We start from the raw sequence: 14553 nt of genomic DNA, 5'->3' as shown, positions 1-14553 counted from the left end.
TACCAGGACTGCGCCGGAGGGCCGGCGGAGGCCTCTGAGACACTGGGGGCGCGATGAGTGAGACAGCTGCTGCACCGACCGCGCCCCTGCGCGCCCGCGCCGAGATCGACCTGGCCGCCCTGCGCGCCAACGTGCGGACCCTGCGCGCCCTCGCGCCGGGCGCGGCCCTGATGGCCGTGGTGAAGTCCGACGCGTACGGTCACGGGGCCGCCCGGTGTGCCCGCGCGGCCGTCGAGGCGGGCGCGAGCTGGCTCGGTACGGCCACCCCCGAGGAGGCCCTGGCGCTGCGCGCCGACCCCGGGCTGCCGGCGGACGTGCGGATCATGTGCTGGCTGTGGACGCCGGGCGGCCCGTGGCGGGAGGCGATCGAGGCCGATCTCGACGTGTCGGTGAGCGGGATGTGGGCCCTGCGGGAGGTGACCGAGGCGGCCGGGGACGCCGGTCGCCCCGCGCGCGTGCAGCTGAAGGCCGACACCGGGCTCGGGCGCAACGGCTGTCAGCCCGCCGACTGGCCCGAGCTGGTCCGCGAGGCGCTGCGCGCCGAGGCGGCGGGGCTGGTCCGGATCACCGGACTGTGGTCGCACTTCGCCTGCGCCGACGAGCCCGGACACCCCTCGGTCGCCGCCCAGCTCGCCCTCTTCCGCGAGATGCTCGAGTACGCCGAGGAGCGGGGCGTGCGCCCCGAGGTGCGGCACATCGCCAACTCGCCGGCCACCCTCACCCTCCCCGAGTCCCACTTCGACCTCGTCCGCACGGGCATCGCGCTCTACGGCGTCTCGCCCAGTCCCGAGCTGGGCAGCGCGGCCGACTTCGGCCTGCGCCCCGTGATGACGCTGTCCGCCTCCCTCGCCCTGGTGAAGCACGTACCGGGCGGGCACGGTGTCAGTTATGGGCACACCTACGTCACGCCCGGCGAGACCACCCTCGGACTCGTCCCGGTCGGCTACGCGGACGGCATCCCGCGCCACGCCTCCGGAACCGGGCCGGTGCTGGTCGGCGGCAAGTGGCGGACGGTCGCCGGGCGCATCGCCATGGACCAGTTCGTGGTGGACCTCGGCGGCGACGAGCCCGAAGCAGGTGCGCAGGCCGTGCTGTTCGGCCCGGGCGACCGGGGCGAGCCCACCGCCGAGGACTGGGCCCAGGCCGCGGGCACGATCGCATACGAAATCGTCACCCGCATCGGAACCCGGGTTCCCCGCGTCTATGTGAACGGGCAACCGAGTGGGCAGGAACCAGGGGACGGGCCGGCGGACGCCAACTGATCTCCGGGGTTCGGCGGCGGCACAACCCGGTTACACCTGTATCAGCGGTAACAGCAGCAACATCCGTCTCATCGGCATCACCCGTGTCACCTATGTAGCGAACAGCAGTACGGCGAAGAGGAGCGATACGTGAGCGAGAGCAGTGCGGAGGCCGTAGCGGACGCCGCCGCGGCGGCCGTCGTCGCCTCGGCCACGGGGGCGGCCTCCGGCAGCTGGCGCAAGGTGACGGGCGTCGCCGGAGCCGCCATAGGGGTGCTCGCCGCCGGGGCGGCCGCCGGGGTCGCCGTGGAACGGATGACCGTCGGCCGCGGGATGCGCCGCAAGGCCCGCCTCGCGCTGGACTCGGCGGGCCCGTACGGCACCCTGCGCGGCACCCCCGGCAAGGCGTACGCCGACGACGGCACCGAGCTCTACTACGAGGTCGACGAGGTGGTGCCCGACCCCGGCCCCGCCGTCTCGCCGCGCCGCCGCCGGCTCTTCGGCCGCAAGGCGCCCGCGCCCGTCACCGTCGTCTTCAGCCACGGCTACTGCCTCAACCAGGACTCCTGGCACTTCCAGCGGGCGGCCCTGCGCGGGGTCGTCCGCACCGTGCACTGGGACCAGCGCAGCCACGGCCGCTCCGGGCGGGGCGTCGCCCAGCACGAGGGCGGGGTGGAGCTCACCATCGACCAGCTGGGCCGGGACCTGAAGGCGGTCCTGGACGCGGCCGTGCCGGAGGGGCCGATCGTGCTGGTCGGGCACTCCATGGGCGGGATGACGGTGATGGCGCTGGCCGCGCAGTATCCCGAGCTGATCCGGGGACGGGTGGTCGCCACCGCCTTCGTCGGTACGTCGTCCGGGCGGCTCGGCGAGGTCAACTTCGGGCTGCCGGTCGCCGGTGTCAACGCGGTGCGCCGGGTACTGCCCGGAGTGCTGAAGGCGCTGGGGACGCAGGCCGCGCTGGTGGAGAAGGGACGGCGGGTCACCGCCGACCTCTTCGCCGGGATCATCAAGCGGTACTCGTTCGCGTCCAAGGACGTCGACCCGGCGGTCGAGCGGTTCGCCGAGCGGATGATCGAGTCCACCCCGATCGACGTGGTCGCCGAGTTCTACCCGGCCTTCACCGACCACGACAAGACCGCCGCGCTCGCCTACTTCCAGGATCTGCCGGTGCTGGTGCTGGCCGGGGTGCAGGACCTCGTCACGCCCAGCGAGCACAGCGAGGTCATCGCCGACCTGCTGCCCGACGCCGAACTGGTGCTCGTGCCGGACGCCGGGCACCTGGTCATGCTGGAACACCCGGAAGTGGTCACCGACCGCCTCGCCGACCTGCTCACCCGCGCGGGTGCGGTGCCGGCGGGCGCTACGGTAAGTGGCTATGGAAGCACCAGCAGCACGGCACAGCCAGGCTGAGACCGAGTTGATCGTCACCTCCCCCGAGCAGATGGGGGAGCTGGGCCGCCGACTGGCGAAATTGCTGCGCGCCGGTGACCTCGTGATGCTCAGCGGGGAGCTCGGCGCCGGGAAGACGACGCTGACGCGGGGACTGGGCGAGGGGCTCGGTGTGCGCGGGGCCGTCACGTCGCCGACGTTCGTCATCGCCCGCGTGCATCCGTCCCTCGAGGGCGGGCCGCCGCTCGTCCACGTGGACGCGTACCGGCTGGGCGGCGGGCTCGACGAGATGGAGGACCTGGACCTCGACGTCTCGCTGCCCGAGTCCGTGATCGTCGTGGAGTGGGGCGAGGGCAAGGTCGAGGAGCTGACCGACGACCGGCTCGTGGTCCGCATCCACCGGGCGGTCGGGGACACCACCGACGAGGTACGGCATGTGACCCTGGCGGGACTGGGGGAGCGGTGGGACGGGGTGGATCTGGCGGTGGCGGCGGCCTGAGGGCCGTGTGAACGTTCCGACAAGGCGTCGGGAAGATATTGCGCCGGACGTATCGGGCGTGGTCACATGGTATCCAGTCAGTAGTTAGGTGTACCTAACTACGTCCGCCCCCGCACCTCAGGAGGCGCCAGTGTCCGTGTCCCAGTCCGAGGAGCGGCGACCGGTCGTGGTCGCCGGGGTCTCCATGCGTGAGCTTCTGGCGTCGTGTGCGGCCGCTGACGCGGTGTCCCGGCCGCCGAGCGTGCCGGAGCTGCCCGTGAAGCCGGTCGAGCAGGGCCGTAAGGCTGCCTAGGCGGGTTCGGCCGGTGGGTCGCTGCGGGTCGGTGGGGGCTTGTCGCGCCCACGCGGCGGAGCCGCATATCGATACCGCCCCGCGCCCCTGACGGGGCGCTCCCCTCGGGGGCGTTTGCGAGATCCACTCAGCGGATCACGACCACCTTCACGCCGATCGTCGCGAAGTTCCACATCGCGTCGCCGTCGGGACGGGTCTCGCGGATGCCGCCCGTTTTCACCGTGGGGTCGGGGGCGACGGCGGTGCCGTGGGCGGTGACCGCGCTGAAGCCGATGGCCGAGCCGTCCTTCGTGGTGGTGAAGCGGACCACGTGTTCGATGGGGAGGCCGTCCGTGCCCGTGACCGCCTTCGAGCGGGACGTCACCCAGTAGACGCCCGGCGACGGGTCGATGGTGCCGGGGTTCACCTTGAAGGTGCGCTCGGCGCGGCCCCGCTCGTTGACGAGCCAGACCCGGTCGTCGTCCACCGAGTACACCACCCGTTCACCCATACCGGAACTGTTCGGCAGGGCGGTCGGGTGGCGGTGGTCCCGGGGGGCCTTGGCGGCCGGCGCGCCGGGTGCGGGGCTCGCCGCCGATCTGCCGCCGAGGCCCGGCGGGACGGTGGCCGAGGCCTGGTAGGCGAGGAAACCGACCACCCCGACGGCCGCCGCGGTGAGGCCGGCCACGACTCCGGAGCTGGTCCCTGCCACGTGCGCCACCTCTGTCCTGCCGTAGAGCCCGCCGTATATGTCGTACTTCGTACAGACCGTAGCAGCCAGTGACCGTCCGTCCCCGGCGGCCGTGCTCACCGCGTCGGAGCCGTAGGCTGTTCGCGTGCTCTTGCTCGCTCTGGATACCGCCACCCCCGCCGTCACCGTCGCCCTGCACGACGGTGCGGCCGTCATCGCCTCGTCGAGCCAGGTGGACGCGCGCCGGCACGGCGAGCTGCTGCTGCCGGCCGTCGACCGCGTCCTCGCCGAGGCGGGGGTCGGGCTGGACGCCGTCACCGGGATCGTCACAGGCATCGGTCCCGGCCCCTACACCGGCCTGCGGGTCGGTCTGATGACCGCGGACACCTTCGGGCTCGCCCTCGGCGTGCCCGTCCACGGTCTGTGCACGCTCGACGGGCTCGCCTACGCGGCCGACATCGAGAAGGGCCCGTTCGTCGTCGCGACCGACGCCCGCCGCAAGGAGGTCTACTGGGCGGTGTACGAGGACTCGCGCACCCGGCTCACGGATCCCGCGGTCGACCGGCCCGCCGACATCGCCGAGCAGGTGGCCGGGCTGCCCGCCGTCGGCGCCGGGGCGCTGCTCTACCCCGGCACCTTCCCGGTCGCGCACGAGCCCGAGCACGTCTCCGCCGCGGCCCTGGCGTCGCTGGCCGCCGAGAAGCTGGCCGCCGGGGAGGAACTGCCCGCGCCCCGGCCGCTGTATCTGCGCCGGCCGGACGCCCAGGTGCCCAAGAACTACAAGGTGGTCACGCCCAAGTGACCGCACAGCTGCGCGAGATGCGCTGGTGGGACATCGACCGGGTCCTGGAGCTGGAGAAGGACCTGTTCCCCGAGGACGCCTGGTCGCGGGGGATGTTCTGGTCCGAGCTGGCGCACGCGAGGGGACCCGGGGCCACCCGGCGGTACCTGGTGGCCCTGGAGGGCGACCGGGTCGTCGGGTACGCGGGGCTCGCCGCCCAGGGCGCCGCCGACCATGCGGCTTCCGACAGCACGGCTTCCGGCGCCGCCGCCTCCGACAGCGGCTCCGCCGTGGTGGGCGACATCCAGACCATCGCCGTACGCCGGGACCAGTGGGGCACCGGGCTCGGCGGGGAGCTGCTCACCGAGCTGCTGCGGGCCGCGACCGCCTTCGAGTGCGCCGAGGTCATGCTCGAATGCCGGGTCGACAACATCCGCGCCCAGAAGCTCTACGAGCGGTTCGGCTTCGAGCCCATCGGGTTCAGACGCGGCTACTACCAGCCGGGGAACGTGGACGCCCTGGTGATGCGCCTGACGACCGGGCAGCCCGGCACCGGCTCCGCCTCCGGGCCCACCTCCGAAGAAGGAACCGAGATCAATGGCTGACGAACCCCTGGTACTGGGGATCGAGACCTCCTGCGACGAGACCGGCGTCGGCATCGTCCGGGGCACCACCCTGCTCGCCGACGCCATCGCCTCGTCCGTCGACGAGCACGCCCGTTTCGGCGGGGTCGTCCCCGAGGTGGCGTCCAGGGCGCATCTGGAGGCGATGGTCCCGACCATCGAGCGTGCCCTGAAGGAAGCCGGGGTGAGCGCCAGGGACCTCGACGGCATCGCGGTCACGGCAGGTCCCGGCCTGGCCGGTGCGCTGCTGGTCGGCGTCTCGGCGGCGAAGGCGTACGCGTACGCGCTCGGCAAGCCGCTCTACGGCGTGAACCACCTGGCCTCCCACATCTGCGTCGACCAGCTGGAACACGGCCCCCTCCCGGAGCCGACGATGGCCCTGCTGGTCTCCGGCGGCCACTCCTCGCTCCTGCTCTCCTCGGACATCACCTCCGACGTACGGCCGCTCGGCGCGACCATCGACGACGCGGCAGGCGAGGCCTTCGACAAGATCGCCCGCGTCCTGAACCTGGGCTTCCCGGGCGGCCCGGTCATCGACCGGTACGCGAAGGAGGGCGACCCTTCGGCGATCGCCTTCCCGCGCGGCCTCACCGGTCCCCGCGACCCCGCCTACGACTTCTCCTTCTCCGGTCTGAAGACGGCGGTGGCCCGCTGGATCGAGGCCAAGCGGGCGGCCGGCGAGGAGGTCCCGGTCCGTGACGTGTCCGCCTCCTTCCAGGAGGCGGTCGTGGACGTCCTGACCCGCAAGGCCGTCCGGGCCTGCCGTGACGAGGGTGTCGACCACCTGATGATCGGCGGCGGTGTCGCCGCCAACTCCCGGCTGCGCGCCCTCGCGCAGGAGCGCTGCGAGGCGGCGGGCATCCGACTGCGGGTACCGCGTATGAAGTTGTGCACGGACAACGGCGCGATGGTGGCCGCCCTCGGCGCGGAGATGGTCGCCCGCAACCGGACCCCGTCCGGCTGGGACCTCTCTGCGGACAGCTCCCTGCCGGTGACGGACCCGCACGTCCCCGCCGGCCACGACCACGATCATGTGCACGAGGTCAGCAAGGAGAACCTCTACTCATGACGGTCGCACTGATGTGGGAGGCGCGGGCGGTGCCCGGCCGGGGCGCGGAGTTGCTGGCCTGGACCCGGCGACAGGACCTCGCTCAGGCCCCGTCGCGCTGCGAGACCTTCCGGGCACCGCAGGACCGGGTGCTGGTGATCACGTGGTGGGAAGCGGCGTACGACGACCCTGACCTCCCCGAACTCACCGACCCGCCGCAGGAGTTGGTGACCCGCCCGGTGCACAGGTGGCGGTTCGAGGCCGTCGGGTCGGCCGACTAGAGCCTGGGCCAGGTGGTCCGGAAGGTCTGGTCGTCGGTCATCGCGGGCGGGTACGCCGCCGGGGCCTGCTCCAGGCCGAAGCCTGCCAGCAGGAACTCGGCGTAACGGCGCCAGGCCTCGGGCGCGATGTCGTGGGTGCGGTCCGCGACGGCGCCGATCATGTACAGGTAGGCGTACACGTCGGAACTGGCGAAGTCCTCGCGGACCGCGCCCGCCGCCAGGGCGCGGGCCACCATGCCGTCCACGTGCCGCCCGAGTTCCTCACGCATCGCGACGGTCGGTCCCGCTTCGAGGTTCGTGTGGGCGAGGATCACGTCCAGCGCCCGGTCCCGGGCCCGCAGCCGGGCCGCCTCCAACAGGTAGTGGCGCAGTGCCTGTCCGGGGTCCGCGTGTTCCTCGGCCTCCGCCGCCAGCCGCAGGAACCCGGTGAACCGCTCGGTGAACAGCGCGTCCATCAGCGTCCGCAGGTCCGGGAAGCGGCGGTACACCGTGCCGACCCCGACACCGGCCTCATGGGCGATCTCGTTGAGGGTGGCCACGGAACCCCGCTGCGCGAACAACCGGTCGGCCGTGTCCATGATCAGCCGGCGGTTCCGTTCCGCGTCCGCGCGCAGGGGGCGCTGCATGTCCTGGCTCACGCCACGACATTCTCCACCATCTCCGTCCGCCGCAGCCGTCCGGCCAGCACCAGCCCGCCGGTCACGGCGCTCCAGAGCAGCCAGGAGTAGACCCCGCCGCGTTCGAACGCCCCGGCCGTGCCGGTCGAGATGGTCACGCCCAGCTCGCTCAGCAGGCCCAGCACGCCGACCGTGACGCTGAAGACGCGGTACGGCCGTGGCAGGCCGAGGCCGCGCAGGCGTCCCGCCATGATCACCACCGTGTTGGCGCACAGGATGCCGATCATGGCCGCGACGACATGGATGACCAGGCTGTACCGGGGCCCCGCCGCGGAGCCGTGGAAGACGCCGATGAGCACGAAGGCCACTCCGTGGGTGACGCCGAGGACGGTCAGGACGCGCCGCATCCGGCCCTCGACCAGCCGGGCCAGCAGGACGACCGCGGTCGCGAACAGGATTCCCTGGACCGCGAACGACGTGTCCATCAGCGTGTGCGCGGGGGAGCAGATCTCCCGCCCCTGGAACTTCGTGCCGCACTCGGGCACGCCGAGGTCGCTTATGTAGTTCCGTGCGTAGCTGTAGGGCGGATCGCTCCAGGCCGCCGCGGCGACGCCTTCGGCGATCACCCACTGCAGCGCGTTCACCACCAGGACGACGGCTCCCACCGGAAGCCAGTTGCTGCGCGACATCGGCACCTCTCACGTTTCGGACGACGGCTGCGCAGCCACCGTAACACTAACCGGATACTTCTATCCGCTTACGTGGTACGGCTGCGCGGACGGTCGCCGGCCGTCACGCGGAGTGCATGAATGGTGGCGTCGAGGTGAAGGGCGGGTCCGACTCGTCGGACAGCATGAAGACGTTCGGGGCGAGGATCCGCGGTGGCCCGCGCCCTTGGGGGCGGGCGCGGCGCGCACGCTGTCGCCGACTGGCGGTCAGTTCAGGGTCGTCTCGCAGCGCAGCGCCCGGTCCGGGCCCAACCGGCGTACCGGACCTGTCAGTCGGAGGTGGGTCACCGACCGTACCTCCGCGCTCGAAGCCGCCACCCGCAGCTCCAGGGCCCCCGGCTCCACCACCCGCGCCCCCTCCCGGTCCGTGAACGCCGACAGGTCCGCGTGGAAGTGGAAGGTGAGCTGCCGGGATTCGCCGGGGGCGAGTGTCACCCGCTGGTAGCCGATCAGGCGGACGTCCGGGCGGGTCACCGAGGCCACCGGGTCGTGCAGGTAGAGCTGGACGACCTCGGCGCCCGCCCGTTCGCCCGTGTTGCGGACCGCCACCGTCACGTCGTGCGAACCGTCCGTGCCGATCTCGGCCGACGGGGGTGACGTCGGCTCCCAGGCGAAGCTCGTGTACGAGCGGCCGTGGCCGAAGGCGTACAGCGGGGTCGGGTCCAGGTTGCTGACCTCGCCCGCGAGGCCCAGCGGGGGCTGGAGGTAGGTCCAGGGCTGGCCGCCCGGCACCCGCGGGACGCTGACCGGGAGGCGGCCCGACGGGTTGACGCGGCCCGACAGCACTCCCGCCACCGCCGGGCCGCCCTCCTCCCCGGGGAAGAACGCCTGCACCACCGCGCCGAGCCGGCCGTGCCAGCGGCCCAGTGCGTACGGGCGGCCGGTGAGGAGGACGAGGACCACCGGGACGCCCGTCGTGAGCAACGCGTCCAGCAAGTCGGCCTGCACGCCGGGGAGTTCCAGGTCCGTCACGTCGCAGCCCTCGCCCGACGTGCCCCGGCCGAACAGGCCCGCGCGGTCGCCGAGCACCGCCACGCACACGTCCGCCTCCGCGGCGCGGGCCACCGCCTCCTCGAAGCCGGCGGTGTCGGGGTCCGAGACGTCGCAGCCCTCGGCGAACGTCACCTTCGCGTCGGGGAGTTCGGCGCGGAGGGAGTCGAGGACGGTCGGGATGGCGATGCCCAGGTCGGCCTCGGGGTGGTGGGTGAGGACGTGGGACGGGAAGGAGTAGCAGCCGAGCATCGCGAGCGCGTCGGCGGCTCGGGGACCCACCACCGCGATGCGGGTGTCGGGGGCGAGGGGGAGGGCGCCGTCCGGGTTGTCCAGCAGGACCACGGACTCCTCGGCCAGCCGGCGGGCCAGCGCACGGTTCGCCGACGAGTCGAGGTCGATCGGGCCGTCCCGTACGGGTTCCGGGGTCCAGTCCTCGTCCAGCAGGCCCAGGTCGCACTTCTGGAGCAGCACCCGGCGGGCCGCACGGTCCACGAGCGACTCCGGGATCGTGCCTTCCCGGACCGCCGCCACCAGCGGGCGGCCGTAGCACTTCAGGGTCGGCAACTCGACGTCGATGCCGGCCTCAAGGGCGAGGTGGGCCGCCTCCGCCTCCGTGCCGGCGACCCGGTGCAGGGTCTGGAGGAAGCCGATGCCGAAGTAGTCGGCGACGACCGTGCCGTCGAACCCCCAGTCCGTGCGCAGGAGTTCGGTCAGCAGGCGGGGGTCCGCGGAGGCCGGGACGCCGTCCGTCTCGTTGTACGCCGCCATCACCGAGCGGGCCCCGCCCTCGCGGAGCGCCATCTCGAACGGGAGGAGGGTGACGTCCGCGAACTCCCGGACCCCCGCCCGGACCGGGGCGAGGTTGCGGGCACCGACGGAGGAGGCGTAGCCGGCGAAGTGCTTGAGGGTGGCGATGACCCCGGCCTGCTCCAGGCCCCGGACATAGGCGGAGCCGACCGTGCCGACCAGGTACGGGTCCTCGCCGATCGTCTCCTCGACCCGTCCCCAGCGCGGGTCGCGGACCACGTCCAGGACGGGGGCCAGGCCCTGGTGGACGCCGACCGAGCGGAGGTCGTGGCCGATGCGCCGGCCCAGCTCCTCGACCAGCGGCGGGTCGAAGGCGGCGCCCCAGGCGAGCGGGACCGGGTAGGCCGTCGCCTGCCAGGCCGTGAAGCCGGCCAGGCACTCCTCGTGGGCGATCGCCGGGATGCCGAAGCGGCCGGCCGCGGTGATCCGGCGCTGGGCGCGGGCCAGCGCTCGTGCGCCCAGCGCCGGGGCCACCGGGGCGGTGCCGAAGGAACGGGTCAGCTGGCCGAGGCCGAGGGTGATCAGCTCGTCCCAGTCGTACTCGGCGGTCATCTCGCGTTGCAGCGGGGCGACCCCGTCGCCGTCCGTGGCGGCGCCCACCCACACCCCGTACAGCTGGGCGGTCTTCTCCTCCAGGGTCATCCGGGTGAGCAGATCGTCGACGCGGGTGGCGGCGGGCAGTGCGGGGTCGCGCCAAGGAGCGGTGGTCATGAAACTCCCGTCTCTGCTCTCTGCGGCGCGACTCCGCTGTGGAGCCTGCCGCGAGGTTCTCTGCTACGAACGCTGCTACGAATGTTTCGTACCACACACCGAATGTTCCGGGAACCTATGGCGTGCGAAGGTCTTCGTCAAGGGGGAGCGCGGGGATACGATCGCGGGCATGACGCCTTCGAAGCCCACAGAAACGCAGACGGCGACGCTCGCCGAAATCGCCCGTGAGGCCGGCGTGTCCGCTCCGACTGTTTCGAAGGTCCTCAACGGCCGCGCCGACGTCGCCCCGGCGACCCGTACCCGGGTCGAGGAGCTGCTGCGCGCCTACGGCTACCGGCGGCGCCGCGCCGAGGCCTCCCGGTCACCGTTGATCGACCTGGTCTTCCACGAACTGGAGAGCGCGTGGGCGATGGAGGTCATCCGGGGGGTGGAGAACGTGGCCCGGGACGCCGGGCTGAGTGTGGTGCTCAGCGAGAGCGCCGGGCGGCTCACCCCGGGGCGGACCTGGGCGGACCAGGTGGCCGCGCGGCGGCCGCACGGGGTGGTGCTGGTGCTGTCGGGGCTCGACGAGTCGCAGCGGGCGCTGCTGCTGAGCCGGTCGATCCCGTTCGTGGTGATGGACCCGGCGGGGGACCCGGGGCCGGACGTGCCGTCGATCGGGGCGACCAACTGGCAGGGCGGGCTCGCCGCCACCCGGCACCTGGTCGAGCTGGGGCACCGGCGCATCGGGGCGATCAGCGGGCCGTCCCGGATGATGTGCAGCCGGGCCCGGGTGGACGGCTACCGGGCCGCGCTGGAGACCGCCGGGCTCCCCGTCGACCCGGCCCTGATCAAGGCCGGCGACTTCCACCACGACGCCGGCTACCGGCTCGGCCTGGAGCTGCTGCGCATGCCGGACCGGCCGACCGCGATCTTCACCGGCAACGACCTCCAGGCCCTCGGGCTCTATGAGGCCGCGCGCGAGCTGGGGCTGCGGATCCCGGAGGACGTGAGCATCGTCGGGTTCGACGATCTGCCGGTGGCCCGCTGGGTGGGGCCGCCGCTGACGACCGTACGGCAGCCGCTGACCGAGATGGCCGAGGCGGCGGCGCGGCTGGTCCTTGAGATGGGGCGGGCGGAGGAGGCGACCACCGCGACCCGGGTGGAGCTGGCGACCAGCCTGGTGGTGCGGTCGAGCACGGCGGCGCCCGCGGCTTCGTGAGGGCGGTGGCCGGATGTTGACGTATTGACGGGTGGTGCGCGCGTCTACACACTCCTCCGAAGCCAATCGGTTGTATGACCGAAACTTTCGGAGGTACCCGCAATGAGATCTCTGAGAACAGGCTTATCCCTGGCGGCACTGGTCACCGGCGCCGCCCTGCTGTGCACGGCGCCCGCGGCGCACGCCGCCGACACCCCGCTGCGCGACCTCGCCGCCGCGAAGGGCAAGGTCATCGGCACCGCGGTCACCGGCTCCAAGCTCACCGGCACCTACGGCGACCTGGCCGGCAGCCAGTTCAGCTCGCTGACGCCGGGCAACGCCATGAAGTGGGGGACGGTCGAGCCCACCCAGGGCACCTTCAACTGGACCGAGGCCGACCAGATCGTGGCCTTCGCCCAGGCCCACAACCAGCAGGTGCGCGGCCACACCCTGGTCTGGCACAGCCAGAACCCCAGCTGGCTGACGAACGGCACCTGGACCTCCGCGCAGCTCAGCAGCCTGCTGCAGAACCACATCAGCACCGAGGTCGGCCGCTACAAGGGGAAGATCGCGGCCTGGGACGTCGTCAACGAACCCTTCAACGAGGACGGCACCTACCGGTCGACGCTCTGGTACAACGGCCTCGGTTCCGACTACATCGCCAACGCCCTGACCTGGGCCCACGCGGCCGACCCGGCCGCCAAGCTGTACATCAACGACTACAACGTCGAGGGCGTCGACGCGAAGAGCACCGCCCTGTACAACCTGGTGAAGTCGCTCAAGGCGGCCGGCGTCCCGATCGACGGGGTCGGCCTGCAGGCCCACCTCATCCTCGGCCAGGTGCCGGCCACCCTCCAGCAGAACATCCAGCGCTTCGCCGACCTGGGCGTGGACGTGGCGATCACCGAGCTGGACATCCGGATGGCACTGCCCTCCGACAGCACCGAACTCGCCCAGCAGAAGGCCGACTTCAAGTCGGTGGTGGCCGCGTGCGTGGCGGTGAGCCGCTGCGTCAACGTCACCGTGTGGGGCTTCACCGACTCCGACTCCTGGGTGGACAGCACCTTCCCGGGGTACGGCGCGGCGACCCCGTACGACGCCAACTACGCGCCGAAACCGGCGTACTACGGCATCGCGGAAGCGCTCGGCGGGACCACGACCACCCCGCCGCCGACCGGTGCCTGCACCGCCGCCTACAGCGTGGGCAGCCAGTGGAACACCGGGTTCACCGGCCAGGTGACCGTCTCCTGCTCGGGCGCCTCGCTCTCGTCCTGGAACGTGAACTGGACGTACGGCGCGGGGCAGCAGATCACCCAGGCCTGGAACGCCGTCTGCACCCAGTCGGGCGCGGCCGTGTCCTGCGCGAACGCCTCCTACAACGGGGCCGTGCCGGACGGGGGTTCGGTGACCTTCGGGTTCAACGCGTCCTGGAGCGGGAGCAATCCGGTGCCGACGGTCACGCTGAGTTCGGGCTGAGAAGGGTGAGATTTTCCGAAGAAAACCCTCTCGCGGCGCTCGCGCTAACAGTCCCCTAATAATTCGGACTTACGTTCCTGCCTTGTGACGGGACACGAGGAGCAAGGCGACGCGGGCAGACGGGTGGGCCGGCGGTCGAGAGCGCTGAAGATCGTCGGCCTCACCCTGGCGGGGGTCATGACGCTCGGCATCGCCGGCGCTGGGTGGGTCTACTGGCACCTCAACGACAACATCAAGAGCGTCGACATCAACAGCGCGCTCGGGGACGACCGCCCGGCGAAGGCGGTGACGACGCCGACGGCCACCGCGTCCGCGTCCGCCTCCGCGTCCCCGCTGCCCACCGGCTCGGTGAACATCCTGGTGCTGGGCTCGGACTCGCGCAGCGGCAAGGAGAACAAGAAGCTCGGCGGCGGCAGCAGTTCGGGCGCCCGCTCCGACACCGCGATGGTTGTCCACATCGACGCCGGCCGGACCTCGGCCACCGTCGTCAGCATCCCGCGCGACACCCTGGTCACCCGGCCCTCCTGCCCGCTGTCCTCCGGCGGCTCGACGTCCGTCGCCTACAACGCGATGTTCAACAGCGCCTACTCGGTGGGCGGGGCGGTGTGCGCGGTCAAGACGGTCGAGTCGATCACCGGCGTCCGCATGGACCACTACCTGGAGATCGACTTCTCGGGCTTCGCGAAGCTGGTCGACGCGCTCGGCGGGGTGACCGTGACCACCGACCAGGACATCAGCGACGACGACAGCCACCTGCACCTGAAGAAGGGCACCCACCACCTGAATGGCACCCAGGCCCTGGCCCTGGCCCGTACCCGGCACGGCATCGGCGACGGCAGCGACCTGGGCCGGATAGGCCTCCAGCAGAAACTGGTGAAGGCCCTCCTCGACCAGATGGCCTCCAGCAGCCTGCTGACCAACCCGGCCAAGCTCTACGAGGTCGCCGACGCGGTCACCTCCAGCCTCACCACCGACACCGGACTGGACTCGCTGAGCGAACTGATGCGCCTGGGCCAGAGCCTGAAGGGCCTGACCTCGGACAACGTCAAGACGGTGATGATGCCGGTGGTGACGGCCCCGTCCGACCCGAACCGGGTGGTCGCGAAGGAGCCGGCGGCGAGCGACCTGTGGGAGTCCCTGCGGTAGGCGCCGCGCCCCCTACGCGCCCTCTCCGCCCCGGACGGGCCGCCGGGCAACCATCCGGGCGGCCGGTG

The 14553-nt window shown here is 72.2% G+C and carries 15 protein-coding genes; 11 read left to right on the top strand and 4 right to left on the bottom strand.

What is annotated here, in order from left to right; all coding sequences use genetic code 11:
- The first annotated feature begins 53 nt into the window (after positions 1-53).
- From alr to ACWGKQ_RS06525, 4 genes are all read left to right on the top strand, one after another.
- Positions 54-1262, top strand: a complete 1209-nt coding sequence (gene alr, locus ACWGKQ_RS06540; RefSeq protein WP_453290740.1) for an alanine racemase — start codon at positions 54-56, stop codon at positions 1260-1262.
- A 129-nt stretch (positions 1263-1391) separates the two neighbouring features.
- Entirely contained in the window at positions 1392-2654 is a 1263-nt protein-coding gene (locus ACWGKQ_RS06535) for an alpha/beta fold hydrolase (protein ID WP_453290739.1), read from the top strand.
- Positions 2620-3132, top strand: a complete 513-nt coding sequence (gene tsaE, locus ACWGKQ_RS06530) for a tRNA (adenosine(37)-N6)-threonylcarbamoyltransferase complex ATPase subunit type 1 TsaE (protein WP_453290738.1) — start codon at positions 2620-2622, stop codon at positions 3130-3132. Before ACWGKQ_RS06535 ends, tsaE begins: the two co-directional genes overlap by 35 nt.
- A 130-nt stretch (positions 3133-3262) precedes the next feature.
- Positions 3263-3424, top strand: a complete 162-nt coding sequence (locus tag ACWGKQ_RS06525) for a hypothetical protein (RefSeq protein WP_453290737.1) — start codon at positions 3263-3265, stop codon at positions 3422-3424.
- Positions 3425-3551: 127 nt separating this feature from the next.
- Here ACWGKQ_RS06525 and ACWGKQ_RS06520 read toward each other — a convergent pair whose 3' ends face one another.
- On the bottom strand, positions 3552-4115 hold the full coding sequence (locus ACWGKQ_RS06520) for a hypothetical protein (protein WP_453290736.1): 564 nt from the start codon (positions 4113-4115) through the stop codon (positions 3552-3554).
- Between the two features lie 124 nt (positions 4116-4239).
- Here ACWGKQ_RS06520 and tsaB point away from each other — a divergent pair, with 124 nt between their 5' ends.
- Genes tsaB through ACWGKQ_RS06500 form a run of 4 tightly spaced genes read left to right on the top strand, consistent with a single transcriptional unit; the run spans position 4240 to position 6827 of the window.
- On the top strand, positions 4240-4896 hold the full coding sequence (gene tsaB / locus ACWGKQ_RS06515) for a tRNA (adenosine(37)-N6)-threonylcarbamoyltransferase complex dimerization subunit type 1 TsaB (protein WP_453290735.1): 657 nt from the start codon (positions 4240-4242) through the stop codon (positions 4894-4896).
- A 17-nt stretch (positions 4897-4913) separates the two neighbouring features.
- Positions 4914-5480: a GNAT family N-acetyltransferase gene (locus tag ACWGKQ_RS06510; RefSeq protein WP_453290766.1), complete on the top strand. Its 567-nt coding sequence runs from the start codon at positions 4914-4916 to the stop codon at positions 5478-5480.
- Positions 5473-6567 (top strand): tRNA (adenosine(37)-N6)-threonylcarbamoyltransferase complex transferase subunit TsaD, encoded by a 1095-nt coding sequence (tsaD, locus tag ACWGKQ_RS06505; protein WP_453290734.1) that lies wholly within the window; start codon positions 5473-5475, stop codon positions 6565-6567. Before ACWGKQ_RS06510 ends, tsaD begins: the two co-directional genes overlap by 8 nt.
- Entirely contained in the window at positions 6564-6827 is a 264-nt protein-coding gene (locus tag ACWGKQ_RS06500; RefSeq protein ID WP_453290733.1) for a hypothetical protein, read from the top strand. The genes tsaD and ACWGKQ_RS06500 overlap by 4 nt, the downstream gene beginning before the upstream one ends.
- Here the strand turns inward: ACWGKQ_RS06500 and ACWGKQ_RS06495 are convergent.
- From ACWGKQ_RS06495 to ACWGKQ_RS06485, 3 genes are all read right to left on the bottom strand, one after another.
- Complete coding sequence (locus ACWGKQ_RS06495; RefSeq protein ID WP_453290732.1) at positions 6824-7465, bottom strand: TetR/AcrR family transcriptional regulator; 642 nt, start codon at positions 7463-7465, stop codon at positions 6824-6826. The two genes, ACWGKQ_RS06500 and ACWGKQ_RS06495, sit on opposite strands and share 4 nt — an antisense overlap.
- On the bottom strand, positions 7462-8133 hold the full coding sequence (locus ACWGKQ_RS06490) for a DUF998 domain-containing protein (RefSeq protein ID WP_453290731.1): 672 nt from the start codon (positions 8131-8133) through the stop codon (positions 7462-7464). Before ACWGKQ_RS06490 ends, ACWGKQ_RS06495 begins: the two co-directional genes overlap by 4 nt.
- 246 nt (positions 8134-8379) lie before the next feature.
- Positions 8380-10683: a beta-xylosidase/alpha-l-arabinosidase gene (locus ACWGKQ_RS06485; protein WP_453290730.1), complete on the bottom strand. Its 2304-nt coding sequence runs from the start codon at positions 10681-10683 to the stop codon at positions 8380-8382.
- 169 nt (positions 10684-10852) lie between these two features.
- Between ACWGKQ_RS06485 and ACWGKQ_RS06480 the strand changes: the two genes are divergently transcribed.
- The 3 genes from ACWGKQ_RS06480 (at position 10853) to ACWGKQ_RS06470 (ending at position 14485) form a co-directional block, all read left to right on the top strand.
- On the top strand, positions 10853-11884 hold the full coding sequence (locus ACWGKQ_RS06480; RefSeq protein WP_453290729.1) for a LacI family DNA-binding transcriptional regulator: 1032 nt from the start codon (positions 10853-10855) through the stop codon (positions 11882-11884).
- A 102-nt stretch (positions 11885-11986) separates the two neighbouring features.
- Positions 11987-13339, top strand: a complete 1353-nt coding sequence (locus tag ACWGKQ_RS06475) for an endo-1,4-beta-xylanase (RefSeq protein ID WP_453290728.1) — start codon at positions 11987-11989, stop codon at positions 13337-13339.
- Positions 13340-13423: 84 nt separating this feature from the next.
- Positions 13424-14485 (top strand): LCP family protein, encoded by a 1062-nt coding sequence (locus tag ACWGKQ_RS06470; protein ID WP_453290727.1) that lies wholly within the window; start codon positions 13424-13426, stop codon positions 14483-14485.
- Positions 14486-14553 lie beyond the last annotated feature (68 nt).

This window comes from Streptomyces sp. NPDC054770 (genome assembly GCF_053611985.1).
Note: the sequence above shows the minus strand (reverse complement) of the source record. Positions and strands in the feature narration are given on the sequence as shown.